We start from the raw sequence: 25,524 nt of genomic DNA on the forward strand, positions 1-25,524 counted from the left end.
CGGCATGGCGGTTTTGTTCAGCGCAACGTGGTCAGGCGTTCAGTTGAACACGCCCGTCGACAGGTAGCGGTCGCCGCGGTCGCACACGATGAACACGATGGTGGCGTCGTTGACGCGTTCGGCCACGCGCAGGGCCGCGACCAGCGCGCCCGCCGAGGAAATCCCGCCGAAGATGCCCTCTTCCGCCGCCAGCCGGCGCGCCATTTGCTCGGCCTCCGCCTGCTCGATGGATTCGTACGCGTCCACCCGGCTGCGATCGAAGATCTTGGGCAGATAGGCTTCGGGCCACTTGCGTATGCCCGGGATCGACGATCCTTCGGCGGGCTGCGCGCCCACCACCTGCACGGCGGGATTGCGCGACTTCAGGTAGGTCGACACGCCCATGATGGTGCCGGTGGTGCCCATGGCGCTCACGAAGTGGGTGACGCGGCCTTCGGTCTGGTTCCAGATCTCCGGCCCGGTGGTCTCGATGTGGGCGCGGGGATTGTCGGGATTGGCGAACTGGTCCAGCACCAGTCCACGGCCGTCCGCCTGCATGGCGGAAGCCAGGTCGCGGGCATATTCCATGCCGCCCTTGTCCGCCGGCGTCAGGATCAGCTCGGCGCCATAGGCCGTCATGGCGGCGCGGCGTTCCACCGACAGGTTGTCCGGCATGATCAGGATCATGCGGTAGCCGCGCATGGCCGCGGCCATGGCCAACGCGATGCCGGTATTGCCGCTCGTGGCCTCGATGAGGGTGTCGCCCGGCTTGATGTCGCCGCGCTCTTCGGCGCGCGCAATCATCGACAGGGCCGGACGGTCCTTCACGGAGCCGGCGGGATTGTTGCCCTCCAGCTTGGCCAGGATGACATTGCCCCGGGCTGCGCCCGCGGCCCCGGGAATGCGCTGCAGACGCACCAGCGGCGTGTTGCCGACGGTTTGCTCGATAGTGGGATAGGTAGTAGTCATGCGGACGATAATAACCTCGCCTGACGGCGCGCGGCGCCAAAAGCCGCGCTCCCGCCATGGCTACCCGCGCCGGCCGTCTCAGGGCCGGGCGCGGGCCGCGGACTGGGACGCCGCCGGTTTCGTTTCGGGTTTGGCTTCGGCCTTGGCCGCCGCCCTGCCCTGCGCCGGCTTGGCCGCCGTATCGCCCGCCGCGGCCTGCGGGCCCGCACCGCCCACCTGCAGGCCTGCCTCTTGCAGGGCCTGCGCCTTTTTCGGACCGATGCCGCGCACACGTTCAGCCAGATCGTTCAGCGATTCGAACTTGCCGCCCCGCTCGCGTTCCTTGACGATGATTTCCGCCATGCGCGGACCTATGCCCCGCACGCCCTCCAGCTGCTGGACGTTGGCCTGGTTGACGTCGACTGCGTGCGCCAGGGGCGCGGCAAGACTCAGGCCCGCCGTCACCAGCAGCGCGCCCAACGCCTGCCGCAAAGGGTGCGACGGGGTGCCGGAGCCGCTGGCGGCGCGAGGCCTGCGCCATCTTGCAAAAGGTACTGGCCGAGCGGCGGCCGATTGAAGAAACGGATTCATGGAAGGTCTCCCTGGAGTCTGGCGCAACGGCTGTCACGCCACGCCCGGATCATGCTGGCGGCACGCCCATCCACGGCGGCACAGTGAACGCAAACATCCGCCCCGGCAAACCGCCGGGCGAAAAAAAGCCACCGCGAACGGTGGCTTTCCTGCGGACACGGCGCGGTTGCGCAACGTACCGGACTTACTTGCGGGCGCGCCAGTAGCGCACGTACTCGGTGACGCCGGTCCGCACGTCGCGCATCGGCGCCTGGAACCCCGCCGCGCGCAGGCGCGTGACGTCGGCCTGCGTGTAGCTCTGGTAGCGCCCTTTCAGGTCGTCCGGGAACGGGATGTAGCGGATCAGATCCAGTTCGACCAGTTGCGCCAGCGTCAGCTCGGCTTCGCCGCGCTCCGCGCGCAAGGCATTGACCACGCCGGACGCCACGTCGTTAAAGGGCTGCGCGCGGCCCGTGCCGCAGTTGAAGATGCCCGACTGCTCGGGGTGGTCCAGGAAGTGCAGATTGACCGCGACCACGTCCTCGACGGAGATGAAGTCGCGGCTCTGGCCGCCGTCCACGTAGCCGTCCCAGCCCGCGAACAGGCGCACGTGCCCGTGCTCCAGGAACTGGTTCATGTTGTGGAACGCCACCGAGGCCATGCGCCCCTTGTGTTGTTCGTGCGGGCCATAGACGTTGAAATAGCGCAGGCCCACGACCTGTGCGGTCAGGCTGTCCATGCGCTGGCGCAGGACCTGGTCGAACAGCAGCTTGGAATAGCCGTAGACATTCAGCGGGCCTTCGTTGGCGGGATCTTCCACGTAGATCGAGGAACCGCCATAGACCGCCGCCGACGAGGCGTACAGGAACGGAATGCGGCGCTCCTGGCAGAACTCGAACAGCTCCAGCGTGACGCGGTAGTTGTTGTCGAGCATGTAGCGGCCGTTGCGCTCGGTCGTGTCCGAGCACGCACCCTGGTGCAGCACGGCGCGCACTTCGCGCAGGCTGCCGTCGAGGACGCGGCGGCGGAAGTCGTCCTTGTCCATGTAGTCGGCGATCTGGCAATCGACCAGGTTGACGAACTTATCGCCTTCGGTCAGGTCATCGACCGCGATGATGTCTTGGATGCCGCGGCGGTTGAGCCCGCGCACCAGGTTGCTGCCTATGAAGCCGGCGGCTCCGGTAACGACGATCATGAGAGTTCTCCTGCCAATTCCGCGGCGGTGACGATGGACGTGCCGAGCTTGCCCACGGCGATGCCGCCGGCCTTGTTGGCCCAGCCCATCGCGTCGACCCAGGGCAGGTCGATGGCGCGCGACACGGCCAGCGTCGCCAGCACGGTATCGCCCGCGCCGGACACGTCGAACACTTCGTGCGCCTGGGCGTCGATGTGGTCGCGCCCCGCGTCGGTAAACAAAGTCATGCCCTGCTCGGAACGCGTCACGAGCAAGGCTTCCAGATCCAGGTCGGCGCGCAGGCGCTGCGCGCGATCGGTAAGTTCGGCCTCGGAATTCCAGCGGCCCACGGCCTCCTGCATTTCCGAGCGGTTGGGGGTGACCAGGGTGGCGCCGCGATACCGGGCGTAGTCGTGGCCCTTGGGGTCCACCAATACCGGCACGCCGGCGCTGCGGGCCAGGGCGATCAGCGATTCGACCCGCGTCAGCACGCCCTTGGCGTAGTCGGACAGCACGACGATGTCGTGGTTGGCCAGATGGCGGGCAAAGGCGGCCTCAACGTTGTCCAGCGCGGCCTGCGCCGGATGCTGCTCGAAGTCCACGCGCAAGAGCTGCTGCTGGCGGCCCAGCACGCGCATCTTCAAGGTGGTGTGCAAGGACGGATCGGCGACCAGTTCGGCCTGTATGCCGGCCTCGGCGGACAGGCGGCGGACGCTGTCGCCCGCCTCGTCTTCGCCCAGCACGCCGACCAATGTCACATGGCCGCCCAGGGCCGCCACGTTACGCGCGACGTTGGCCGCGCCGCCCAGGCGGTCTTCGCGACGCGCCACGCGCACCACGGGCACCGGCGCTTCCGGCGAGATGCGTTCGACTTCGCCGAACCAGTATCGGTCCAGCATCACATCGCCCACCACGAGGACGCGGCTATGCGAAATGGCTTCGGCGGGAAATGCATTCATTCAAGTTCTTCCAAGCGGCGCGGCGCATAGGTTTCCCAGGCGTTGCAGCCGGGACATTGCCAGTAAAAGCGACGCGCCTGAAAACCGCAACTGCGGCATGCGTAGCGGTCCAGCCGCTGCGTATGCTTGTGGATCAGGCTGCGCAACAGCGTCAGGTCGGCGCCCGGCACCGGTGCTTGCTCGGCGCCGCCTTCCGGATTGGCCAGCTCGGCCTCCAGCAGGCGGTCCAGCCCCAGCAACGACGGATGGCTGCGCAAGGCATTGCGGGCAAATGCCCATGACGGCGCGGAGCCTTGCTGAGCGCGCAGTTCACGGAACAGCACGTTGAACAGGTCCAGCGATGCGTGGCGCGCATACTGCTTCTGCAGCACGTCGAGCCCGGCTTCTTCCTGATTGGCGGCGCGATAGTTCGCCAGCACCTGCTCGGCCACCAGGCCGGCGTACTCCGGAGCGTCGGTCATGACCGATTCAAGGTACAGGCGTTCGCGCTTCGGGTCCTGTTCGATCAGGGCCAGGCGAGCGCGCAGCATCGCGGTGCGCACCATGGCGCCCTTGCTCGCACCGGGATCGATGGTCGACAGGGCATGATCGGCGGCGTCCAGCGCCTTGTGGGCCGCTTCGATGTCGGCAGGCTTGGCCGACAGCGCGGTCTGCGCCTGTTCGCAGTAATAGTGCACGAGCTGCGGCACCGGCTCGTCGACCAGGCCCTGCAGCGTCTTCACGGCCTCGATGGCGCGCGGCCAGTCGTGCTCGGATTCGTAGATGCGGATCAGCGAACGCAGCGCGGGCAAGGCGTAGCGGGTGTCCTTGAGCTGCTCGAAGCCGTTTTCGGCGCGGTCCAGCATGCCGGCCTTGAGGAAGTCCTGCGCCAGCTCGTGCTGCGCGTGCTCGCGTTCGGCGGCGGGCAGGTCGGAACGGTTCAGGAGGCTTTGGTGCACGCGGATGGCGCGCTCCATTTCGCCCCGCCGGCGGAACAGGCTGCCCAGCGCAAAGTGCAGCTCGGTGGTTTCCGGGTCCAGCTTGGCCACTTCGACGAAGGCGTCAATGGCGCGATCCGGCTCTTCATTGAGCAGAAAATTCAGCCCACGGAAATAGGAGTCGGGCAGGCTGCGGGTTTCCCGCAGCATTTGCCGGATATCGAAGCGCGCGGCCAGCCAGCCCAGCGCGAACAATACCGGCACGAAAATCAACCACCAAGGTTCAAAATCCACTGTGCGGGCTCTTGCGGTAATTCAGTACGGAAAGGGATACAGGGCCGGCGCGCATTACAGCGGCGACATCGGGGCCACGGCCTCCGGCGGCACGGCAGGCGTGGTGCCGGCCACGGCGGCCTGGACGCGGTCCAGTTCGCGGCGCAGGCGCATGGCTTCGCGGCGGCGGCGCATGGCGGCGGGCACGGTCAGCAACAGACCGAACAAGGCGCCCAACACGAACACGACCAGCATCACGACGATGAGGGGGACGTCCTGCACCACGTAATCGGCGTAGAACTTCACGGCGACCGGATCCGTGTTTTTCAATGCGAACATCAATACGGCAACAAACACGAGCAATCGCAGGGCCCAGACTAGGTAGCGCATGGCGCATGCTCCAAAGAATTCAAGACTGTCAATTGTAAGCGACGGATCCCGCCTGGCGCCAAAAAACAAAGCCCCTTGATTGCTCAAGGGGCTAGGTTCTCGGTCCGATCCGCCCGAAGGCGGCCTTACTGCCGTGCCGTCAATGCATGGCGTGCAGACTCACCATCGACGGCATCGGTTCACTCGATCCAGAGGATTGAGCGTCCTCGTCATTGCCGCCGGCCAAGTCCACCCGCTCGCGCAGTTCCTTGCCCGCCTTGAAGTGCGGCACCTGTTTACCAGGCACCAGCACCTGTTCGCCGGATTTCGGATTGCGACCGATGCGGGGAGACCGCTGCGACAGCGAGAAGCTGCCAAAACCGCGGATCTCGATGCGCTGACCCGAGGCCAGGGCCTGGGTCATTGCGTCGAGTACGGTCTTGACCGCGTAATCGGTGTCGCGGGCGGCCAGCTGAGGATAGCGGGCCGCCAAGGCGGCGATCAGCTCCGACTTGGTCACGAATTAACCGTCGTTGCGCTGTTGGTCCAGCTTGGCCTTCAGCAGCGCGCCGAGGTTGGTGGTGCCGGACGAAGCGCTGGCGTCGGACATGCGCTGGATCGTTTCGGCGGTTTCGGCGTTGTCGCGGGCCTTGATCGACAGCTGGATCGAACGCGTCTTGCGGTCGATGTTGACGATCATGGCTTCGATGTTTTCGCCGGCGTTCAGAACGGTGGTGGCATCTTCGACGCGGCCCGAAGAGATCTCGGAAGCGCGCAGGTAGCCTTCAACGTCCACGGACAGCGTGACAACAGCGCCCTTGGCTTCGACCGACTTGATGGTGCCCGGAACAACGGCGCCCTTGTCGAAGGTGGCAACGAAGTTGTTGAAGGGGTCGCCTTCCAGCTGCTTGATGCCCAGCGAGATGCGTTCCTTGTCGGTATCGATGCCCAGAACCACGGCTTCGATCTCGTCGCCCTTCTTGAAGTTGCGCACGGCTTCTTCGCCGGTTTCCGCCCACGACAGGTCGGACAGGTGAACCAGGCCATCGATGCCGCCGGGCAGGCCGACGAACACGCCGAAGTCGGTGATCGACTTGATGGCGCCGCGGACCTTGTCACCACGCTTGAAGTTGGTGGCGAACTCTTCCCACGGGTTCTGGCGGCACTGCTTCATGCCCAGCGAGATGCGACGACGGTCTTCGTCGATTTCCAGGACCATGACTTCGACTTCTTCGCCCAGGGTCACGACCTTGCGCGGATCGACGTTCTTGTTGGTCCAGTCCATTTCGGAGACGTGCACCAGGCCTTCGATGCCGGCTTCGACTTCAACGAACGCGCCGTAGTCGGTCAGGTTCGTGACCTTGCCGAACAGGCGGGTGCCTTGCGGGTAGCGGCGAGCCAGGCCCACCCACGGATCTTCGCCCAGCTGCTTGACGCCCAGGGAGACGCGGCTCTTTTCCTGGTCGAACTTGAGCACCTTGGCTTCGACTTCCTGACCCACTTGCAGGACTTCGGAGGGGTGACGCACACGGCGCCAGGCCATGTCGGTGATGTGCAGCAGGCCGTCGATGCCGCCCAGGTCCACGAACGCGCCGTAGTCGGTGATGTTCTTGACCACGCCCTTGACCACAGCACCTTCGTGCAGGGTTTCGAGCAGCTTCTGGCGCTCTTCGCCCATGCTGGCTTCCAGCACCTGGCGACGCGACAGAACGACGTTGTTGCGCTTGCGGTCGAGCTTGATGACCTTGAATTCGAGGGTCTTGCCTTCGTACGGGGTGGTGTCCTTGACCGGACGCAGGTCCACCAGCGAACCCGGCAGGAACGCGCGGATGCCGTTGGTCATGACAGTCAGGCCGCCCTTCACCTTGCCGGTGATGGTGCCGGTAACCAGCTCGCCGTTTTCCAGGGCCTTTTCCAGTTGCAGCCAGGCCGACAGGCGCTTGGCGCGGTCACGCGACAGGATGGTGTCGCCGTAGCCGTTTTCCAGGGAATCGATGGCCACCGAGACGAAATCGCCGGGTTGCACTTCGAGCTCGCCCTGGTCGTTCAGGAACTCTTCCAGGGGGATCAGCGCTTCGGACTTCAGGCCGGCGTTGACGACGACGAAGTTGTGGTCGACGCGGACGACTTCGGCGCTGATGACCTCGCCGGACTTCATGTCCTGGCTCTTGAGGCTCTGTGCGAAAAGGTCGGCGAAGCTTTCGCCGCCGGTGGCGACGGTAGTGGAAACGGAAGACATGGGGTTGAAATCCATTGGGCCGAAATGGCCGTTAAAAACACACCGCAGCGGATTGCCCGCCACAGTGGAGTCAAAATGCCTGTTTGCCGGTTCGCCCTTGCGGGGTGGCCCGTGGGGGTTGCGCCTGGCTTGAACAGGGCCGATAAAAAAAACAGAAACCTGCGGAGGATTCGCGGGGAAAGTCCGGGACCGATAACTCAGTCCGCGGCGGCGTTCTTCCAGAAATCCAGTATTGCCTGCACCGTTTCCGCAATCGTCAAATCAGACGAATCCAGCACGTGTGCATCCGCTGCGGGAACCAAGGGAGCCGTAGTTCGCCCGGTATCGCGGGCGTCCCGCTCGCGCATATCCCGTAGAAGGTCATCAAGATTAGCAGAAATTCCCTTTTCGATCAACTGCTTACAGCGCCTCTGCGCCCGCGCGACCACATCGGCGACCAGGAACACCTTCAGGGGCGCATCGGGAAACACCACCGTGCCCATGTCGCGACCGTCCGCAACCAGGCCCGGAGCCACCCGGAAGGCGCGCTGGCGTTCGAGCAGCGCCTGGCGCACGCCCGGGAAGGCGGCCACGCAGGAAGCGAAATTACCGACTTCCTCGCGGCGGATCTCGTGGCCGACGTCCACGCCTTCGAGGTAGACATGCGGGCCTTCGAAACGCACGTCCAGGGTTTCGGCCACGCGCGCCACGCCGGGCTCGTCCTCGGCCGACAAGCCGCGGTTCAGCGCCGCCAGCGCGGTCAGGCGATAGAGCGCGCCGCTGTCGAGCACGGCCCAGCCCAACGCCTTGGCGACGCGGTGGGCCACCGTGCCCTTGCCGGACGCGGTGGGGCCGTCAATGGTGATGACGGGGACAGAAGAGGAAGTTGCAGAGGGAATCGAAGTCATGGGCAATTCTGCGCTAGGCCGCTACCAGGCCCGCGTAAACATCAAAGTAACCCGGGAAGGTCTTGCTGACGCAGCCCGGGTCGAGGATACGGACGGCCGCCGGCCCGAAAGCCGCCAGCGAGAAGCACATGGCCATGCGGTGGTCGTCCCAGGTGCCGATGTGCGCGTCGCGCCAGGCATCTTGTGCCGGTGGCGTCACGCGCAGCCAATCCGGCCCCGATTCCACCTGCGCGCCCAGCTTTTCCAGCTCGGTCTGCATGGCATGGATGCGGTCGGTTTCCTTGACGCGCCAGCTGCCGATGTTGCGCAGGCGGCACGGGCCGTCGGCGTACAGCGCCAGGGCGGCCGCGGTCATGGCGGCGTCGGGAATCAGGTTGAAGTCGGTATCGAAGGCCTTCAGGCGTTCGCCCTGGGCGACGCGCGCACCAGACACTTCGATCCAGTCGGGGCCGTAGGTCACGGTGGCGCCCATGTCGGCCAGCGTATCGGCAAAGGCGACGTCGCCCTGGATGCTGTCGGCGCCCACGCCGGTCACGCGCAGCGGCCCGCCGCCGATCGCACCCAGCGCCAGGAAGTACGAAGCCGTGGAAGCGTCGCCTTCCACGGCGATCTGCCCGGGGCTGCGATAGGCCGCCCCGCCGTCGATGACGAAGCGGCTCCAGCCGTCGCGCCGCACCTGCACGCCGAAGCGCGCCATCAGGTTCAGCGTGATCTCGATGTAGGGCTTGGAGATGAGTTCGCCCAGTACCTCGATCGTGACCGGCTTGCCGCTGCGGCCAGCCTGCAGCGGCGCGGCCATCAGCAAGGCGGTCAGGAACTGGCTGGACACCGAGCCCTGCACGCGCGTGACCGCGTCGGCCGCGATGTCGCCGCGGCCGATGTGCAGGGGCGGGTAGCCGGGCTGGCCCAGGTAGTCGATGCTGGCGCCCAGACCCTTGAGCGCGTCGACCAGGTCGCCGATGGGCCGCTCGTGCATGCGCGCCACGCCCGACAGGCGGTAGTCGCCGCCCATCAGCGCCAGCGCGGCGGTCAGCGGCCGGATCGCGGTGCCGGCGTTGCCCATGAACAGGTCGGCGCTTTCAACGGGAAAGCGGCGCACACCCTGCACCGTGACGCTGCCGGCCTCCAGTTCCGACACCAGCACGCCCAGCTGGCGCAAGGCGCCGAGCATGACGCGAGTGTCGTCGGAATCCAGCAGGCCGGTGATGACCGTGCTGCCCTCGGCGATGGCGGACAGCAGCAGCACGCGGTTGGAAATGCTCTTGGAACCCGGCAGGGCGATCACGCCCCGCGCTTGCCGCACGCGCGGCAGGTCGATAAAAGGCAAAGCGCCCATGTCAGCTACTCCTTGCGCCAGTTGCGGCGGGCGCGGGCCGCCGTGTCCAGCAGCGTCAGCAAAGCCGCGCCATCGCCGTCGGCAATGGCGCGTTCGGCACGATCCAGCACCGCGCGCACGTCGGCCAGTTCGGCCAGCATCGCGTCGCGGTTGGACAGAAAAATGTCGCGCCACATTTCCGGCGAACCCGCGGCGATACGCGTGAAGTCGCGAAAGCCGCTGCCCGCCAGAGCCAAGCGCGTGGAGGCGTCGGCGGCCTCGGCCACCTGCTCCATGTATACCGCCGACAGCAGATGCGGCAGATGGCTGACCGAAGCCAGCACCCGGTCATGGGCGTCGGCATCCATGTCGATCACGTCCGCCCCGCAAGCCTGCCATGCGTGGCGCACCAGGCCCAGGGAAGACTCGCCGTTCTCGGCCAAGGGCGTCAGGATGACGGTGCGGTTGCGGTACAGATCGGCATCGGCCGCCTCGGGCCCGGTGCGTTCGGCGCCGGCGATGGGATGGCCGGGCACGAACTGCGCGGCCCGGTCGCCGAGCGCCGCACGCGCGGCCGCAACCACCTCCGCCTTGGTACTGCCCGCATCGGTCAGCACGGTGGCAGGACGCAGATGCGCGCGCATGCGCGACAGCACGTCGGCCAGCCCGCCCACCGGCGTCGCCAGCAGGACCAGATCGGCGCGCGCCGCGGCATCTTCAAGAGAAGCGGCCTCGTCGATCAGCCCCAGCTCGACGGCGCGGGCCAGCGATTGCGCATTGCGCCCCACCCCCAGCACCCGGCCCACCTGCCCCGCCCGGCGCAAGGCCGCGGCGAAGGATCCGCCGATCAGGCCCACGCCCACGACGGCCAATACAGGAATCAGGGGGCCAGCGGCCCCCTGATCGAATTTCGGTGACGCGTCGTTCATGCGGACAGGATGGCGGTCAAAGCTTCGATGAATCGCTCGTTTTCCTGCGGCAGCCCGATGGACACCCGCAGCCACTCCGGCAAGCCGTCGCCGGCCACCGGACGCACGATCACGCCGCGCTTGAGCAGCTCCAGGTTGATGCGCGGGGCATCGCCCACATGCACCAGCACGAAGTTGCCGTAGCTGGGCACGTAGCGCAGCTTCAGGCGATCGAACGCGGCGCACAGCTGCGCCTTGCCCGCCTTGTTCGAGGCGTAGGCCTCTTCCAGGTAGGCGGCGTCGCGCAACGCGGCGATGGCCGCGGCCTGCGCCAGCGTATTGACGTTGAACGGCTGACGCACGCGGTTCAGCAAGTCCGTCAGCACGGGCTGCGCCACCGCGAAGCCCACGCGCAGGCCCGCCAGGCCGTAGGCCTTGGAGAACGTGCGCGACACGATCAGGTTGGGATAGCGGCGCACCAGCGCGGTGCTGTCGAAGCGGAACTCGGGATCGAGGTACTCGTTATAGGCCTCGTCCAGCACCACCGTCACGCGGTCGCCGTGGGTGGCGTGCACGCGCTCCAGGAAGGCCGCGATCTGGTCGCCCGGCACGAAGGTGCCGGTCGGGTTGTTCGGGTTGGCGATGAACAGCAGCCGCGTATCGTCGGCAATGGCGTCGAACATCGCATCCAGGTCGTGGCCGTAGTCCTTGGCCGGCACCACGATGTGGCGCGCGCCGCGCGCCTGGGTGGCCAGGCGGTAGACCGCGAACGAATGCTGCGCGTACACCGCCGACACGCCCGGCTCCAGCAGCGCCAGCGCCGCGATTTCCAGGATGTCGTTGGAGCCGTTGCCCAGCGTGACCCAGCTCATCGGCACGCCATAGCGTTCGGCCAGCGCCGCCTTCAGGTCGAAGCCGTTGGGATCGGGGTAGCGCGCCAGCGACTCGGCCGCGGCCAGCATCGCCTCGCGCGCCGACTTGGGCATGCCCAGCGGGTTTTCATTGGACGCCAGTTTGACGATGCCGGCGGGATCCAGTCCGAATTCGCGGGCCAGTTCTTCGATGGGCTTGCCGGCCTGGTAAGGCGCGATGGCGCTGACGTGCGCGGGAGCAACGAGGGGCTTGGATGCGGTGGTCATGTCGGAAGGGCTCACGGCGCCGGGTAGGAACCCAGCACTTTCAGGTAGGCAACCTGCGCCTGCAAGGCGGCAAGGGCGCGTTCGACGTTCGGGTCATTGCGGTGACCCTGGACGTCCACATAGAAATAGTATTCCCACTGGCCGGTACGGGCCGGCCGCGACTCGAAGCGCGTCATGGATACGCCATTGGCCGCCAGCGGCGCCAGCATTTCGTAGACGGCGCCGGCGCGGTTGGGCACCGCCAGGATCAGGCTGGTCTTGTCCTTGCCGCTGACCAGCGGCTCGATGTTGCCGATCGCCAGGAAGCGCGTGCGGTTGTGCGGGTCGTCCTGAATGCCCGCAGCCACGATCTGCAGGTTCCAGGCGGGCGCGGCCACTTCGCCGGCGATGGCCGCGATGCTCGGATCACCCGCGGCCGCGCGCGCGGCCTCGGAATTGCTGGACGCGGCCACGCGGGCCACGTCGGGATAGTTGCGCGTCAGCCAGCCCTGGCACTGGGCCAGCGCCTGCGGATGCGCGGAAATCGTCTTGATGCCATCCATGCTGCCCGACTGCGACATCAGGCAATGGCGGATGACCAGCGAACGCTCGCCCAGGATCTTCAGCGGCGTGTTCAGCAGCAGGTCCAGGCTGCGATTGACCGCGCCCTCGGTGGAGTTCTCGACCGGAACCATGCCGACGTCGGCCTGCCCCGCCTCGACGGCGCGAAAGACTTCATCAAAGGACGCGCACGGCAGCTTCTGCACGGCGTGGCCGAAATGCTCCTGCGCGGCCTGTTCCGAGAACGAGCCCTGCGGCCCCAGGAAAGCGACCGTCATGCCGCGCTCCAGGCCGCGGCAGGCCGAGATGATTTCAGTCCAGACCGCGGCCACCCCGGCGTTCGGGAACGGGCCGGGATTGGTCTGCTGCAGGCGGCGGATGACATCGGCTTCGCGCTCGGGGCGCAACACGGGGCCATCGGCATTCGCGGCGTGCTTGGCCTCGCCCACTTCCAGCGCGGCGCTCGCGCGCTGCGTCAGAAGGTCCAGGATCTGGGCGTCCAGCGCGTCGATGCGCTGACGCAGGGGGAGCAGCTTGCGCTGCAGATCGTCATCCATAGCGACGCTCGAATTCCTTGAGGTACTCGACCAGCGCGGCGACCCCAGCCAGGGGCACCGCGTTGTAGATGGAGGCGCGCATGCCGCCCACGCTCTTGTGGCCCTTGAGCTGTGTCAGGCCGGCCGCGTCGGCGCCTTGCAGGAAGGCGTCGTTGAGCGATTCGTCGCGCAGCACGAACGGCACGTTCATGCGCGAGCGCACGGGTGCGTGGATGGGGTTGCGGTAGAAGCTGGTGCTGTCCAGGTAGCCGTACAGCAGATCGGCCTTGGCCTTGTTCGCGGCTTCCATGCCGGCCACGCCGCCATGGGCCTTGACCCACTTGAACACCAGGCCGGCGACGTAGATGGCGAAGGTGGGCGGGGTGTTGTAGCGCGAATGCTCCGCGGCCACGTTGGCGTAGTCGAACGCGGACGGGCAGATCGGCAAGGCATGGCCGATCAGGTCGCGGCGCGCGATGACCATGGTCACGCCCGCCGGACCGGCGTTCTTCTGCGCGCCGGCATACATCATGCCGCAGCGCGTCACGTCCATCGGACGCGACAGGAAATGCGAGGACGCATCGACGACCAGCGGCACGTCGGGTGCGCCCAGCGCGGCGGTGTCGGGCCAGTCCATGAACTCGACGCCGCCGATGGTTTCATTGCTGCACAGGTGCAGATAGGCCGAATCCTGGCGCACCTGCCAGGTATCGACCGGCGGCACCCAGGTCAGCGGCGCCTGCTCGCGGCCATCCAACTGGATGGCCTGCTCGCTGCTTGCCGCCACATGGGTGCTGCCGTAGCGGCCGGCTTCCTTGTACGAACGCTTGGACCAGTGGCCCGTCACGACGAAGTCGGCCGCCGGCGTGCCGCGGCGCCCCATGAGATTCATGGGGACGATGGCGTTTTCCCCGGAACCGCCGCCTTGCATGAACATGACGGCGTAATCCGCCGGCAGTCCGAGCAAGTCGCGCAGATCGGACTCTGCTTCATCGCAGATCTGCACGAAATGCTTGCCGCGATGGCTCATTTCCATCACGGACATGCCGCTGCCGTGCCAATCCAGCATTTCCGCAGCGGCTTGCTGCAGCACCACCTCGGGCAAGGCCGAGGGGCCTGCCGAGAAGTTCCAGGGGCGGGCCATTATTGCTCCGTAGGTTCCGTCGAATCCGTCGAGTCCGCAGCGCCATTGTCGTCGCCGCCATCCGCGTCCTGGCCATCTTCGCCCAGGTCGCCGTCATCGTCCGCATCGCTTTCCACGACACGGCGCACGCCGGACAGCGAGCTGCCGTCGTCGACGTTGATGAGCGTGACGCCTTGCGTGGCGCGGCCCATTTCGCGGATTTCCGAGACGCGGGTGCGCACCAGCACGCCGCCGGTCGTGATCAGCATGATCTCGTCCGAAGGCATGACCAGCACGGCGCCCACGACCTTGCCGTTGCGCGAGCTGGTCTGGATGGCGATCATGCCCTTGGTGCCACGGCCGTGGCGCGTGTACTCGATGATAGGCGTGCGCTTGCCGTAGCCGTTTTCGGTGGCGGTCAGCACGCTTTGCGTTTCGTCGCCAGCCACCAGCAGCGCGATGACGGTCTGGGTATCTTCCAGCATCATGCCGCGCACGCCGCGGGCGTTGCGGCCCATCGGACGCACGTCGTTCTCGTCGAAGCGCACGGCCTTGCCGGAGTCCGAGAACAGCATGACGTCATGCTTGCCATCGGTCAGGTCGGCGCCGATCAGGTAGTCGCCGTCGTCCAGGTCCACGGCGATGATGCCGGCCTTGCGCGGGTTGGAGAAATCGGACAGCGGGGTCTTCTTGACCGTGCCGCGCGAGGTCGCCATGAAGACGTAGTGGTCTTCGCTGAATTCCTTGACCGGCAGCACCACGGTGATCTTCTCGCCGTCAGCCAACGGGAACATGTTGACGATGGGCTTGCCGCGCGAGTTGCGCGTGCCTTGCGGCACTTCCCAGACCTTCAGCCAGTACACGCGGCCGCGGTTCGAGAAGCACAGCAGGAAGTCGTGCGTGTTGGCGATGAACAACTGGTCGATCCAGTCGTTTTCCTTCATGGCCGTGGCCTGCTTGCCGCGTCCGCCGCGCTTTTGCGAGCGGTATTCGGACAGCGGCTGGCTCTTGATGTAGCCGCCGTGCGACAGGGTCACGACCATGTCGGTCGGGGTGATCAGGTCTTCGGTGTCGAGTTCGGTGGCGTTCAGTTCGATATCCGAACGGCGCGTGTCCTTCACGCCAGTCGAGAATTCCGCCTTGATGGCCTGCAGCTCGTCGGAAATGATCGTGGTGATGCGCTCGGGGCGGGCCAGAATATCCAGCAGGTCGGCGATGGTGGACATGATGTCCTTGTATTCGCCGACGATCTTGTCCTGCTCCAGCCCGGTCAGGCGTTGCAGGCGCATGTTCAGGATTTCCTGGGCCTGCGTGTCGCTCAGGCGGTACATGCCGTCGCCCTGGAGGCCGAACTCGGTGCCCAGATCGTCCGGACGGAAAGCCGCGCGGCCTCCCGGCGTGTCGCCGTCGGCACGCGACAGCATGTCGCGCACCAGCGACGAATCCCACGACTTCGCCATCAGTTCCTGGCGCGCGACCGGGGGGGTCGGCGCCGCCTTGATGATGGCGATGAAGTCATCGATATTCGCGAGCGCGACGGCCAGGCCTTCCAGCACGTGGCCGCGTTCGCGGGCCTTGCGCAGCTGGAACACCGTGCGGCGCGTGACCACTTCGCGGCGATGCTGCAGGAAGTAGTCGATCATCTGCTTCAGGTTGAGCAGGCGCGGCTGGCCGTCGACCAGCGCCACCAGGTTCATCCCGAAGGTATCTTGCAGCTGCGTGTTCTTATAGAGGTTGTTCAGGACAACCTCGGGAACCTCGCCGCGCTTGAGTTCGATGACCAGGCGCATCCCGTCCTTGTCGGACTCGTCGCGGATGTCGGAGATGCCTTCGATCTTCTTGTCGTTGACGAGTTCGGCGATGCGTTCCTGCAGCGTCTTCTTGTTGACCTGATAGGGGATCGCGTCGACCACGATGGCCTGGCGGTTGCCCTTCTCCATGTCCTCGAAGTGGGTCTTGGCGCGCATGATGACGCGGCCGCGACCAGTGCGGTAGCCTTCGCGCACGCCGGACATGCCGTAGATGATGCCGCCGGTGGGGAAATCGGGGGCCGGGATGAGCTCCATGAGCTCATCGACCGTGCAGGCCGGATTGCGCAGGCAGTACAGGCAGCCGTCGACCACTTCCTGGAGGTTGTGGGGCGGTATGTTGGTGGCCATGCCCACCGCGATGCCCGAGCTGCCGTTGACCAGCAGGTTGGGCAGGCGCGACGGCAACAGCAGCGGTTCTTGTTCGCTGCCGTCGTAATTGGGGCCAAAGTCCACCGTTTCCTGGTCGATGTCGGCCAGCAATTCGTGGGCGATCTTGGCCAGGCGGATTTCGGTGTAACGCATCGCCGCGGCGTTGTCGCCGTCGATCGAGCCGAAGTTGCCCTGGCCGTCGACCAGCATGTAGCGCATGGAGAAATCCTGCGCCATGCGGACGATGGTGTCATAGACGGACTGGTCGCCGTGGGGGTGGTATTTACCGATGACGTCCCCGACGATACGCGCCGACTTCTTGTAAGCGCGGTTCCAGTCGTTGTTCAGTTCGTGCATCGCGTAGAGCACGCGCCGGTGGACGGGCTTGAGGCCGTCCCGCACATCCGGTAGCGCCCGCCCAACGATCACGCTCATCGCGTAATCGAGGTAACTGCGGCGCATCTCTTCTTCCAGCGATACCGGAAGCGTCTCCTTGGCAAAGGAATCCATATATATAACGACAGAATCGTGTAAGGAGGAACCCGGGCCGGGTAAACAGGAAATTCTATCATCCGATTCCCGGAGCGGTCAGAAGGTCCTCCCCAAGAAGCGCCTCGACGGACCGGACCGGAAGATATGGGGTGGCGACGGACCCGCGTATCCGCCCCCGTCCCGTGGGCCTGTTGTCAAAAACCAACAGGGAAAACGGAAGGAGCGCCGAAAACGTCATATCCAGCGCCAATGCGCCTCTCCAGGGAAGCCAAAGGCCCCCAAATGCCTTAAGATTGTTTCCAGCACGCAGGAAACCCAGTAGCTATTCCTTTGAACCAGCTCTTGGCGTTGCTATACTGGCCCCGTTTTCCTGATATGCGGCGGGGGTTCGCTGCGAGTCACTTATCCAGCTTCAAGCTCAACGAGGAGAAACATGAACAAACCCTCCAAATTCGCTCTGGCGCTCGCCTTCGCCGCCGTAACGGCCTCTGGTGTAGCTTCCGCGCAAACCGTGGACAACTGGCGCAACCCGTTCGGTGACGTTTGGAAGAACGGCACGAACGAACTGTGCTGGCGCGATGCATTCTGGACCCCGGCCACCGGTATCCCCGGTTGCGACGGTGTGCCGGTTGCACAACAGAAGGCGAAGCCGGCCCCGATGGCGGCCAAGGTCGTGTTCAATGCTGACACGTTCTTCGACTTCGACAAGTCGACGCTGAAGCCCGAAGGCCGTCAGCTGCTGGACCAAGTCGCCCAGCAAGCTCGCGGTATCGATCTCGAAACCATCATTGCTGTGGGCCACACCGACTCGATCGGTACCGAAGCCTACAACCAGAAGCTGTCCGAGCGCCGCGCCGCTTCGGTCAAGACTTATCTGGTCAGCAAGGGTATCGACCCGAACCGTATCTACACGGAAGGCAAGGGTGAGCTGAATCCGATCGCTTCCAACAAGACGAAGGAAGGCCGCGCCCAAAACCGTCGCGTTGAGATCGAAATCGTGGGTAGCCGCAAGTAATTGCTGGACTAGCTACAATAAGGGGGCCTCGCATAGCGAGGCCCTTTTTTTCGCCGGCCACGCACCAAAGCGGTGCAACCCCGCGCCCTTCCCTCGCCTAGCGCGACGGACCCCCTCTATATATATAGAGTCGCCTTACGCTGGACCTGCCCATGACCACGCAAACGCACGACACCACCCGCCCCGCGATCAACGCCGACCAGGCCGAACTCGACAAGTTCGGCGCCCTGGCCAGCCGCTGGTGGGACCCCGAAAGCGAGTTCAAGCCCCTGCACGCCATCAATCCGCTGCGGTTGGAATGGATCCAGGAATGCGCGGGCAGCCTGGCGGGCAAGAAGGTCCTGGACGTGGGCTGCGGCGGCGGCATCCTGTCCGAAGCCATGGCGCGCGGCGGCGCCGAGGTCACCGGCATCGACCTGGCCGACAAATCCCTGAAGGTGGCTCGCCTGCACGGCCTGGAATCGGGCGTGAAGGTGGACTACCGCAAGGTTCCCGTGGAGGAACTCGCGGCGGAACAACCCGGTCAGTACGATGTGGTGACCTGCATGGAAATGCTGGAGCACGTGCCGGATCCGGCCTCCATCGTGCGCGCCTGCTCGACCCTGGTGAAACCGGGTGGGTGGGTGTTCTTCTCGACGCTGAACCGCAATCCCAAGTCCTTCCTGTTTGCCATCGTCGGCGCCGAATATGTCCTGCGACTGCTGCCGCGCGGCACGCACAGCTATGACCAGTTCATCAAGCCCAGCGAGCTGTCGGCGGCCGCGCGCGGCGCCAACCTGGAACCGGTCAGCATGCGCGGCATGGAATACAACCCGATCACCCAGATCTACACCCTGTCGTCCGATACCTCGGTCAATTACCTGATGGCTACCCGCAAATGAGCGCCCTGATCCTGTTCGACTTTGACGGCACGCTGGCCGACACCGCCCCCGACCTGGCCGCCGCGGCCAACCGCCAGCGCACCCGCAAGGGCCTGGAACCGATGCCGTACGAGGCCCTGCGCCCGGTCGCGTCCCAAGGCGCGCGCGGCCTGCTGCGCGTGGCGCTGGACCTCAAACCCGGCGACGCCGACTACGAGCCCACCCGCCTGCAGTTCCTGGAAGACTATGCCGCCGGCTCCACGGTCCACAGCAAGCTGTTTCCCGGCATCGAGGCGCTGCTGGCGGACATCCGCGGCCGCGGGCTGTCCTGGGGCATCGTGACCAACAAGGTCACCTACCTGACCCTGCCCATCGTCGAGTACCTGGACCTGACGCGCGACAGCGCGGTCCTGGTCTGCGGCGACACCACGGCGCATGCCAAGCCGCACCCGCTGCCGCTGCAGCACGCCGCGCGCGAAGCCGGTTTCGCCGTTGACCGCTGCGTCTACGTCGGCGACGACCTGCGCGACATCCAGGCCGCGCACGCGGCAGGCATGCCCGCGGTGGCGGCTGCTTACGGCTACGTCGGCGAAGACGACAACATCACGGCCTGGGAAGCGGAAACCTGCGCCAACTCCCCCGCGGAACTCTGGTCCGCCATCCAACCGCTGCTGCCCAGCGACCTGCGCTGATCCTGCTCGGCCGGGCCGCAGCGCGGCCCGCATCCCGCCTAGCGCTTGCTCGCGAAAATTAGTTGAATTTCCCGAACAATCTTTCCGGAGTCAGGATCTTTATCCTGAAACCAAAGCCATTTAAAGTGTGGCTTATGCAAGGCATGCGGGTGCTTCCCGATTGCCTTTTCCGGCTGAAGCCGGAGGTCGCGGACACCGCCGTCCGCCACTGATCCCCTGCAACGGCGCCCTTCGGCCCCATTGCTCTGCCCGGCACTCAAGCCGGCGCACACCTGACCTTTTTAGACCGCCCACAACGCCGCCCGCGCGCCGCCCTGCCGCGTCGCGCCAGAGGAATGCCTATGCTATTGCCCATCCTGTTACTTTCCGCCGCCGGTTTCACCATCCTGACGACAGAATTTCTGATCATCGGGCTGCTGCCCGGCCTGGCCCGTGACCTGAACGTCACCGTGTCCCAGGCCGGTCTGCTGGTCTCGCTGTTCGCCTTCACGGTGGCGGCTACCGGTCCGCTGCTCACGGCGCTCATGGCCAATATCGAGCGCAAGCGCCTGTTCATCGGCGTGCTGGTGCTATTCGGCCTGTCCAACGCCCTGGCGGCTGCGGCGCCCAACATCTGGGTCATGGCCGTGGCGCGCCTCGTCCCTGCCCTGGCCCTGCCGGTGTTCTGGTCGCTGGCCAGCGCCACGGCCGTGGAGCTGGTCGGCCCGGCGCGCGCCGGCCGCGCCATCTCCATGGTCGCCTTCGGCATCGTCGCGGCCACGGTGTTCGGCATCCCCATCGGCGTGCTGATCTCGGACGCATTCGGCTGGCGCGCCGCCTTTGGCGTGCTGTCGGCGGTGGCGTTCGCCAAGGCCCTGCTGTTGCTGTTCGCCTTCCCCAGCACCCGCATCCGCGCCGACAGCGTCAGACTCGTCACGCAGCTGCGCATCCTGCGCAACCCGATCGTGGTGGGCCACGTGCTGCTGTCGTTGCTGGTCTTCACCGGCATGTTCACGGCCTACACCTACCTGGCCGACATGCTGGAGCGGCTGGCGGGCTTCAACGGCCAGATCGTCGGCTGGACGATGATGGCCTTCGGCGCCGTCGGCCTGATCGGCAATACCCTGGGCGGCCGCATGGTAGACCGCAGCCCGCTGGGCGCGACCGCGCTCTTTTCGGCGCTGATGGCGGCCGGATTGGCGCTGATCGCCCCCGTGATGCAATCGCATGGCCTCCTGGCCGTGGCGCTGGGCACCTGGGGCATCGCACAAGCCGCGCTCTTCATCGTCTGCCACGTGCGGCTGATGAAATCCGCGCCCGAAGCGCCGGCCTTTGCCGCGTCCCTGAATATCTCGGGCGCCAATACCGGCATCGGCCTGGGTGCCGTGGTCGGCGGGCACGTCATCGACAACTACGGACTGACCTCGCTGGGCTGGGCCGCGGCCGTCATCGTCGGCCTCTCCGTGATCCTGGCCTTCGTGCTGATGGCGGCTTCGCGCCCGCGCCGGGAGTCCAAGGCGGTCTGCGCCAACGCCCTCTGATGCCCGCATGTATCGTCTGCGCCACGCCCGGGCAAGGCAGCGCAGACGACGCAGCAAGCTATGGCGTTTACCAGTACAATAGATGTTCTTGGGGCCGATCCGGATTCGACGTGGGTCGCGAAACAACTCAGGGCATGCCGAGCACCAGTTCGCTCGTTAAACCACTGGAAACACTACAAACGCCAACGACGAGCGTTTCGCTCTCGCCGCTTAAGCGGTGAGCCGCTGCACTGATCTGTCCTTGGGTCAGGCGGAGGAAGGCAACTTCCTAGGGGGGTAACCCTCGAACCGCAGCAGCGACATTCACAAGGAATCGGTTTGAACTGGGGTCACACGGTTCAAATTTAAATTACGTGAATCGCTTTGGTCCGGCCTGTCGGTTGGCTAAGTCCAAGGTTAAAACTAAATAAATCGACTACGCATGTAGAACTGATTGCAGAGGGCTTGCGGACGGGGGTTCAATTCCCCCCGGCTCCACCAAATACCGCAGACGCAAGACAAAAACCGGTCCGACCTCAAGTCGGACCGGTTTTTTTAATACGGAAGGCTAGGCCGCAGAGCTTCCGCGGGATTCAAGCCTCCAGCCTGAACTGCGGCAAAGCGATGTCGTCCGACACCCGCTCGAAACACACCCGCACCCGGCTTCCTATCCTGACCGCCTCGGGCGGACTATCGATGATGTTGGCCATCATGCGCACGCCTTCGTCCAGGTCGATCATGGCGACGACATAAGGCACTTTTTCGCTCAGGGCCGCGTTGCTCGCCCGTCGGTTGATGGTGTAGGTATAGACGGTTCCCTGGCCTGCGGACTCGATCCATTCGATGCTGTCGGACAGGCAGGCGGTGCAGAATTCGCGCGGAAAGAACTGGCGCGCCTTGCAGCAGCCGCATTGCTGGATGACCAGGCGGCTTTCCTTCGCCGCATCCCAGTAGGGCTGGGTGATCCGGGTCGGTTGCGGCAGCGGGCGTTGGGCTAGGTCCATGGTCAGACTCCGAGTATCAGGGTGGTATTGCAGGAAAAAACCAGGCCGGGCGCATGCACCAAGGCCAGCTCGGCGCGGGGCAGCTGGCGCTCGCCGCATTCCTTGCGCAATTGATGCACGGCCTCGAGCAGCAGCAGCATGCCGAACTGGCCGGGGTGGTTGTAGGAAAGCCCCCCGCCCGAGGTATTGATGGGGAAGTCGCCCCCCGGCGCCAGGCGTCCGTCCGCCACGAAGGCGCCGCCCTCCCCGCGCTTGCAGAAACCCAGCTCCTCCAGCGACTGGATCACGCCGATGGTGAAGTGGTCGTAGATCTGCACCACGTCGATGTCGGCGCGCGTGACGCCGGCCATCGCCAGCGCAGCGTCGGCGGTTTGCGCCACGTCGGTGTCCAGCCAGTCGGCGGTATTGAACGGCGTGTAGTGGTGCGAGAAGGATTCGGCGATGCCCATCACGTAGACCGGCGGCCGCTTGAGCTCGCGGGCGCGCGCCGCGGAGGTGATGATGACGGCGCCGCCGGCGTCGGTCACCAGGCAGCAGTCGCGCTGGCGCAAGGGATCGGCAATCATCTTGGACGCCATGACTTCCTCGATCGAGGTGTCCTCGCGGCGGTAGGCCTTGGGGTTGAGCTGCGCCCACTTGCGCGCCGCCACCGCCACTTCGGCCAGGTCCTTGTGCGTGGTGCCGTAGCGCTGCATGTGCAGCTGCGCCACCATCGCGTAATAGCCTATGGGGCTCAGTTGCCCGTACGGCGTGATGAACTGTCCGCGCGGCATGCGCATGTCTTCGGGCGTGCCGCCCACCTTGCGCGTGCCGTCCGACAGCTGGGTACTGCCGTAAGCCACCAGCGCCACCTCGCACATGCCGGCCTCGATGGCGGCCATGGCGTGGCGGATGTGCATGACGCTGGACATGCCGCCCACGCTGGTCGAATCCACGTAGCGTGGCCGTATGCCCAGGTATTCCGCCAGGTGCAGGCCGGCGAACTTGTCGTCCACGTGCGCGAACACGCCGTCGACGTCCTTGAGCGTCAGCCCGGCATCGCGCAAGGCGCGGGCCGCTGCCTGTGCCTGCAGGTCCAGCGAGGTCATCCCGGGCACTTTCCCCAGGTCCGATTCGGCGGCGCCGACGATGGCGACCGATTTCGAGAGATGCTTGCTCATGTAGGGATCTGTTCCTGTCGAAGTCGAAGAGAGGGTTCAAAGCGTCCGGGCGATCAGCTCGCGCATGACCTCCGAGGCGCCGCCGTAAATCCGGTTGGGCCGCACGTCGGTGTAGGCGCGGGCGATGGGGTATTCGCGCATGTAGCCGTAGCCGCCGTGGAACTGCAGCAGGTCGTCGATGGCGCTGGTGGCTTCGGAAGCCCACAGCTTGGCCATGGCCGCGCCGCCGGCGTCGAGCTCGCCGTCCAGGTACTGCTGCACGCAACCGTCGACGAAGGCGCGGGTGGCGGCGGCCAGGGTCTTGATGTCGGCCAGCTTGAAGCGGATGTGCTGGTTGTCGATCAAGGCACGGTCGAAGGCGCGCCTGTCCTTGGTGTAGTCGACGGTCCATTGCAGCGCGCTCTCCAGCGCCATGGCGCAGCGCACCGCGATCATCAGGCGTTCGCGCACCAGTTCCTTCATCAGATAGCCGAAGCCCTGCCCCGGCTCGCCCAGCATGTCCTGGTCCGGCACGAACATGTCCTGGAAAAAGAGTTCAGCCGTGTCCTGCGCCTTCTGCCCGATCTTGTCCAGGAGACGTCCGCGCGTGAATCCGGGCGTCGCGGTGTCGACCCAGAACAGGCTGATGCCGCGCGCGCCGGCGGCGGGATCGGTCTTGGCCACCACCAGCACGCGGTCGGCATGGAAGCCGTTGGTGATGAAGGTCTTCTGGCCGTTGATGACGTAGCCGCCCTGCGCGCGGGCCGCCGCCGTGCGTATCGCCTTGACGTCGCTGCCCGCGCCTGGCTCGGTCATGGCGATGGACGCCACGATGTCGCCCTGGGCCATGCCAGGCAGGTCGCGCTGTTTCTGGCGCTCGGTGCCGAAGTTCAGCAGGTAGGGCGCGACGATGTCGGAATGGGTCGTGAAGCCCGTGACGCCGGTGGCCAGCGCGCGGGCGATTTCTTCCACCACGATGATGGTGTGCAGGAAGTCGCCGCCGCCCCCACCGTACTCCTCGGGCGTGCTGGGCAGCAGGATGCCGGCGGCGCCGGCCTTGCGCCACAGCTCGCGCGGCACCAGTCCTTCCTGTTCCCATTGGTAGTGGTGGGGCGTGATCTCTTGCGCAATGAAGCGCGCCACGGTGTCGCGGAACAGTTCGTGCTCCGCCGAGAAAAGCTTGCGCTGCCGGTTCATGCTGTCTCCTGATCTGTCATGGCGGGCCGCCTACGCTTGCGGCCAGTAGCGCTGTTTGACCAGGCGCTTGAGCAGCTTGCCGGTCTCGGTGCGCGGCATGTCGCTGGAAAAATCCACGCTCTTGGGGCACTTGATGGGCGAGATCCGGTCGCGGCAGTAGGCGATGAGCTGCTGCGCCAGGTCGGGGTTGGCGGCGGCGGGATCGCGCAGTTGCACCACCGCCTTGACCTCCTCGCCGAACTCCGCGTTCGGCACCCCGACCACCGCCACGTCGGCCACTGCGGGATGCGTGCTCAGCAGGTTCTCCGCTTCCTGGGGATAGATGTTGACGCCGCCCGACACGATCATGTTGGAGAGGCGGTCGGTCAGGTACAGATAGCCGTCCCGGTCCAGGTAGCCAATATCGCCATAGGTGGCCCAGCCGCGCGCGTTGTAGGCGCCACGCGTCTTGTCCGGATCCTTGTGGTATTCGAAGGAACCGCCGCCGGAAAAGTAGATGACCCCAGGTTGGCCCGGGGGCAATTCGTTCAGCCCGTCCTCGCTCATGATGTGCGCCTGGCCGAACTCCGGCCGGCCGACCGAGCCGCGGTGCGCCAGCCACTCGTCGGACCCCAGCGAGGTGCGCCCCACCAGTTCGGTGCCGCTGTAGTACTCGTACAGGATCGGCCCCCACCAAGCGATCATCGCCTCCTTGACGTCGGCCGGGCACGGCGCGGCCGCGTGCACCGCGTAGCGCAGCGTGGACAGGTCGTGCCGGGCGCGTTCTTCTGGCGGCAGGCGCAGCAGACGGATGAACATGGTGGGCACCCATTGCGAATGGGTAATGCCATAGGCCGCGATGGCCTCCAGCGCCGCGGCCACGTCGAATTTTTCCATCATGACGCAGCTGCCGCCCGCGCGCAGCGCCGCCATGTTCCAGCGCACCGGGGCCGCGTGATAGAACGGCGCCGTGGACAGATAAACCGTGTCGCGGTCGAACGCCTTCCAGGCGCTGCTGGGCGCGTCGCCGACGCGGAAGTAGCGGTTGGCCACCGACAGCGGGCGCTTGATGCCCTTGGGCAGGCCGGTAGTGCCGGATGAATACAGGAAGTCCGTGCCTTCCGGAGTTTCAGGCAGGGCCACGTCATCGGCGTAGCGGCCAGCCCAGGCCTCGTATTGGATCGCGCTTGCGTCCGCGCCGTCCATGCTGACGCGCAGCACGCCGCGCGCATCCAGGCTGTCCGCATCCGTTTCGGCCTGGGTGTGGCCCGAATAGAACAGCACCCGCGCGTCGCAGTTTTCAATGATGTAGCGCGCCTCCTCGCGTTTGAGATGGCGGCTGATGGTGGTGTAGTACAGGCCGACGCGGTGCGCGGCCCACAACAGTTCGAAGAAGCGCGGGTGGTTCTCCAGGAACACCGCGACCACGTCGCCGGGCTGCAAGCCGGCGTCCAGCAGGGCCGCCGCGCATTTGCGGCTGCGCAGTTCCAACTCGCGCCAGGTCACCGTGGTGCCGGACGGAATCATGCGGTAGGCAATGCCATCGGGCATCTCCCGTGCATGGGCTTCAAGTACAGACATGGTTCACCTC

General features: G+C 65.9%; 23 protein-coding genes and 1 other RNA gene. 5 read left to right on the forward strand and 19 right to left on the reverse strand.

The window, feature by feature from the left end; genetic code table 11:
- Nucleotides 1–39: 39 nt before the first annotated feature.
- From cysM to gyrA, 15 genes are all read right to left on the reverse strand, one after another.
- On the reverse strand, nt 40–948 hold the full coding sequence (cysM, locus tag FOC84_RS03960; protein WP_041655288.1) for a cysteine synthase CysM: 909 nt from the start codon (nt 946–948) through the stop codon (nt 40–42).
- Between the two features lie 78 nt (nt 949–1,026).
- Nucleotides 1,027–1,518: a ComEA family DNA-binding protein gene (locus tag FOC84_RS03965; protein WP_173143276.1), complete on the reverse strand. Its 492-nt coding sequence runs from the start codon at nt 1,516–1,518 to the stop codon at nt 1,027–1,029.
- Nucleotides 1,519–1,702: 184 nt separating this feature from the next.
- Nucleotides 1,703–2,692 (reverse strand): ADP-glyceromanno-heptose 6-epimerase, encoded by a 990-nt coding sequence (rfaD, locus tag FOC84_RS03970; RefSeq protein WP_173143277.1) that lies wholly within the window; start codon nt 2,690–2,692, stop codon nt 1,703–1,705.
- A complete protein-coding gene (gene rfaE1, locus FOC84_RS03975; protein ID WP_173143278.1) occupies nt 2,689–3,630 on the reverse strand; it encodes a D-glycero-beta-D-manno-heptose-7-phosphate kinase in 942 nt (313 codons plus the stop codon). Before rfaE1 ends, rfaD begins: the two co-directional genes overlap by 4 nt.
- Complete coding sequence (gene lapB, locus FOC84_RS03980) at nt 3,627–4,841, reverse strand: lipopolysaccharide assembly protein LapB (RefSeq protein ID WP_173143279.1); 1,215 nt, start codon at nt 4,839–4,841, stop codon at nt 3,627–3,629. The genes rfaE1 and lapB overlap by 4 nt, the downstream gene beginning before the upstream one ends.
- Nucleotides 4,842–4,895: 54 nt before the next feature.
- Nucleotides 4,896–5,210: a LapA family protein gene (locus FOC84_RS03985; RefSeq protein ID WP_013392395.1), complete on the reverse strand. Its 315-nt coding sequence runs from the start codon at nt 5,208–5,210 to the stop codon at nt 4,896–4,898.
- A 139-nt stretch (nt 5,211–5,349) separates the two neighbouring features.
- Complete coding sequence (locus FOC84_RS03990) at nt 5,350–5,709, reverse strand: integration host factor subunit beta (RefSeq protein WP_013392394.1); 360 nt, start codon at nt 5,707–5,709, stop codon at nt 5,350–5,352.
- Nucleotides 5,710–5,712: 3 nt separating this feature from the next.
- On the reverse strand, nt 5,713–7,428 hold the full coding sequence (rpsA, locus tag FOC84_RS03995) for a 30S ribosomal protein S1 (protein WP_173143280.1): 1,716 nt from the start codon (nt 7,426–7,428) through the stop codon (nt 5,713–5,715).
- A gap of 197 nt (nt 7,429–7,625) precedes the next feature.
- Nucleotides 7,626–8,315, reverse strand: a complete 690-nt coding sequence (gene cmk, locus FOC84_RS04000; RefSeq protein WP_173143281.1) for a (d)CMP kinase — start codon at nt 8,313–8,315, stop codon at nt 7,626–7,628.
- A gap of 13 nt (nt 8,316–8,328) precedes the next feature.
- On the reverse strand, nt 8,329–9,651 hold the full coding sequence (gene aroA, locus FOC84_RS04005; protein ID WP_173143282.1) for a 3-phosphoshikimate 1-carboxyvinyltransferase: 1,323 nt from the start codon (nt 9,649–9,651) through the stop codon (nt 8,329–8,331).
- A 5-nt stretch (nt 9,652–9,656) separates the two neighbouring features.
- Nucleotides 9,657–10,559 carry a prephenate dehydrogenase gene (locus FOC84_RS04010; RefSeq protein ID WP_173143283.1) on the reverse strand — a complete coding sequence of 301 codons (903 nt, stop codon included), beginning with the start codon at nt 10,557–10,559 and terminating at the stop codon, nt 9,657–9,659.
- Nucleotides 10,556–11,677, reverse strand: coding sequence for a histidinol-phosphate transaminase (gene hisC / locus FOC84_RS04015; RefSeq protein WP_173143284.1), 1,122 nt, complete (start codon nt 11,675–11,677; stop codon nt 10,556–10,558). The genes FOC84_RS04010 and hisC overlap by 4 nt, the downstream gene beginning before the upstream one ends.
- Nucleotides 11,678–11,688: 11 nt before the next feature.
- Nucleotides 11,689–12,774, reverse strand: coding sequence for a prephenate dehydratase (gene pheA, locus FOC84_RS04020; RefSeq protein ID WP_088139176.1), 1,086 nt, complete (start codon nt 12,772–12,774; stop codon nt 11,689–11,691).
- Complete coding sequence (serC, locus tag FOC84_RS04025; RefSeq protein WP_173143285.1) at nt 12,767–13,897, reverse strand: 3-phosphoserine/phosphohydroxythreonine transaminase; 1,131 nt, start codon at nt 13,895–13,897, stop codon at nt 12,767–12,769. The genes pheA and serC overlap by 8 nt, the downstream gene beginning before the upstream one ends.
- Entirely contained in the window at nt 13,897–16,566 is a 2,670-nt protein-coding gene (gene gyrA, locus FOC84_RS04030; protein ID WP_173143286.1) for a DNA gyrase subunit A, read from the reverse strand. The genes serC and gyrA overlap by 1 nt, the downstream gene beginning before the upstream one ends.
- A gap of 415 nt (nt 16,567–16,981) precedes the next feature.
- Here gyrA and ompA point away from each other — a divergent pair, with 415 nt between their 5' ends.
- The 5 genes from ompA (at nt 16,982) to ssrA (ending at nt 21,115) form a co-directional block, all read left to right on the forward strand.
- Complete coding sequence (ompA, locus tag FOC84_RS04035; RefSeq protein ID WP_013392385.1) at nt 16,982–17,563, forward strand: outer membrane protein OmpA; 582 nt, start codon at nt 16,982–16,984, stop codon at nt 17,561–17,563.
- 152 nt (nt 17,564–17,715) lie between these two features.
- On the forward strand, nt 17,716–18,444 hold the full coding sequence (gene ubiG, locus FOC84_RS04040) for a bifunctional 2-polyprenyl-6-hydroxyphenol methylase/3-demethylubiquinol 3-O-methyltransferase UbiG (protein WP_173143287.1): 729 nt from the start codon (nt 17,716–17,718) through the stop codon (nt 18,442–18,444).
- Nucleotides 18,441–19,115 (forward strand): HAD-IA family hydrolase, encoded by a 675-nt coding sequence (locus tag FOC84_RS04045; RefSeq protein ID WP_173143288.1) that lies wholly within the window; start codon nt 18,441–18,443, stop codon nt 19,113–19,115. The genes ubiG and FOC84_RS04045 overlap by 4 nt, the downstream gene beginning before the upstream one ends.
- Before the next feature lie 341 nt (nt 19,116–19,456).
- Nucleotides 19,457–20,635 carry an MFS transporter gene (locus tag FOC84_RS04050; protein WP_173143289.1) on the forward strand — a complete coding sequence of 393 codons (1,179 nt, stop codon included), beginning with the start codon at nt 19,457–19,459 and terminating at the stop codon, nt 20,633–20,635.
- Nucleotides 20,636–20,725: 90 nt separating this feature from the next.
- Nucleotides 20,726–21,115: a transfer-messenger RNA gene (gene ssrA / locus FOC84_RS04055) on the forward strand.
- A 92-nt stretch (nt 21,116–21,207) separates the two neighbouring features.
- Here ssrA and FOC84_RS04060 read toward each other — a convergent pair.
- Genes FOC84_RS04060 through FOC84_RS04075 form a run of 4 tightly spaced genes read right to left on the reverse strand, consistent with a single transcriptional unit; the run spans nt 21,208 to nt 25,514 of the window.
- The gene (locus FOC84_RS04060; protein WP_173143290.1) at nt 21,208–21,618 is read right to left on the reverse strand and encodes a Zn-ribbon domain-containing OB-fold protein; all 411 of its coding nucleotides are present in this window, start codon (nt 21,616–21,618) and stop codon (nt 21,208–21,210) included.
- Between the two features lie 2 nt (nt 21,619–21,620).
- Entirely contained in the window at nt 21,621–22,778 is a 1,158-nt protein-coding gene (locus FOC84_RS04065; protein WP_173143291.1) for an acetyl-CoA acetyltransferase, read from the reverse strand.
- Nucleotides 22,779–22,814: 36 nt separating this feature from the next.
- On the reverse strand, nt 22,815–23,954 hold the full coding sequence (locus tag FOC84_RS04070; RefSeq protein WP_173143292.1) for an acyl-CoA dehydrogenase family protein: 1,140 nt from the start codon (nt 23,952–23,954) through the stop codon (nt 22,815–22,817).
- A gap of 30 nt (nt 23,955–23,984) precedes the next feature.
- On the reverse strand, nt 23,985–25,514 hold the full coding sequence (locus FOC84_RS04075) for an AMP-binding protein (RefSeq protein WP_173143293.1): 1,530 nt from the start codon (nt 25,512–25,514) through the stop codon (nt 23,985–23,987).
- Nucleotides 25,515–25,524: the final 10 nt, after the last annotated feature.

Source organism: Achromobacter pestifer, from assembly GCF_013267355.1.
In the GTDB taxonomy this organism is placed as follows: domain Bacteria; phylum Pseudomonadota; class Gammaproteobacteria; order Burkholderiales; family Burkholderiaceae_B; genus Achromobacter; species Achromobacter pestifer_A.

What these genes read in the sequence shown, in the direction of transcription:
- ompA (WP_013392385.1), top strand. Translation starts at nt 16,982, where the DNA reads ATGAACAAACCCTCCAAATTCGCTCTGGCGCTCGCCTTCGCCGCCGTA.
- FOC84_RS03965 (WP_173143276.1), bottom strand. Translation starts at nt 1,518, where the DNA reads ATGAATCCGTTTCTTCAATCGGCCGCCGCTCGGCCAGTACCTTTTGCA.
- FOC84_RS04060 (WP_173143290.1), bottom strand. Translation starts at nt 21,618, where the DNA reads ATGGACCTAGCCCAACGCCCGCTGCCGCAACCGACCCGGATCACCCAG.
- serC (WP_173143285.1), bottom strand. Translation starts at nt 13,897, where the DNA reads ATGGCCCGCCCCTGGAACTTCTCGGCAGGCCCCTCGGCCTTGCCCGAG.
- ubiG (WP_173143287.1), top strand. Translation starts at nt 17,716, where the DNA reads ATGACCACGCAAACGCACGACACCACCCGCCCCGCGATCAACGCCGAC.
- cysM (WP_041655288.1), bottom strand. Translation starts at nt 948, where the DNA reads ATGACTACTACCTATCCCACTATCGAGCAAACCGTCGGCAACACGCCG.
- FOC84_RS04070 (WP_173143292.1), bottom strand. Translation starts at nt 23,954, where the DNA reads ATGAACCGGCAGCGCAAGCTTTTCTCGGCGGAGCACGAACTGTTCCGC.
- gyrA (WP_173143286.1), bottom strand. Translation starts at nt 16,566, where the DNA reads ATGGATTCCTTTGCCAAGGAGACGCTTCCGGTATCGCTGGAAGAAGAG.
- FOC84_RS03985 (WP_013392395.1), bottom strand. Translation starts at nt 5,210, where the DNA reads ATGCGCTACCTAGTCTGGGCCCTGCGATTGCTCGTGTTTGTTGCCGTA.
- FOC84_RS04010 (WP_173143283.1), bottom strand. Translation starts at nt 10,559, where the DNA reads ATGAACGACGCGTCACCGAAATTCGATCAGGGGGCCGCTGGCCCCCTG.
- FOC84_RS04050 (WP_173143289.1), top strand. Translation starts at nt 19,457, where the DNA reads ATGCTATTGCCCATCCTGTTACTTTCCGCCGCCGGTTTCACCATCCTG.
- pheA (WP_088139176.1), bottom strand. Translation starts at nt 12,774, where the DNA reads ATGGATGACGATCTGCAGCGCAAGCTGCTCCCCCTGCGTCAGCGCATC.
- rpsA (WP_173143280.1), bottom strand. Translation starts at nt 7,428, where the DNA reads ATGTCTTCCGTTTCCACTACCGTCGCCACCGGCGGCGAAAGCTTCGCC.
- rfaD (WP_173143277.1), bottom strand. Translation starts at nt 2,692, where the DNA reads ATGATCGTCGTTACCGGAGCCGCCGGCTTCATAGGCAGCAACCTGGTG.
- FOC84_RS04045 (WP_173143288.1), top strand. Translation starts at nt 18,441, where the DNA reads ATGAGCGCCCTGATCCTGTTCGACTTTGACGGCACGCTGGCCGACACC.
- cmk (WP_173143281.1), bottom strand. Translation starts at nt 8,315, where the DNA reads ATGACTTCGATTCCCTCTGCAACTTCCTCTTCTGTCCCCGTCATCACC.
- FOC84_RS04075 (WP_173143293.1), bottom strand. Translation starts at nt 25,514, where the DNA reads ATGTCTGTACTTGAAGCCCATGCACGGGAGATGCCCGATGGCATTGCC.
- aroA (WP_173143282.1), bottom strand. Translation starts at nt 9,651, where the DNA reads ATGGGCGCTTTGCCTTTTATCGACCTGCCGCGCGTGCGGCAAGCGCGG.
- hisC (WP_173143284.1), bottom strand. Translation starts at nt 11,677, where the DNA reads ATGACCACCGCATCCAAGCCCCTCGTTGCTCCCGCGCACGTCAGCGCC.
- FOC84_RS04065 (WP_173143291.1), bottom strand. Translation starts at nt 22,778, where the DNA reads ATGAGCAAGCATCTCTCGAAATCGGTCGCCATCGTCGGCGCCGCCGAA.
- rfaE1 (WP_173143278.1), bottom strand. Translation starts at nt 3,630, where the DNA reads ATGAATGCATTTCCCGCCGAAGCCATTTCGCATAGCCGCGTCCTCGTG.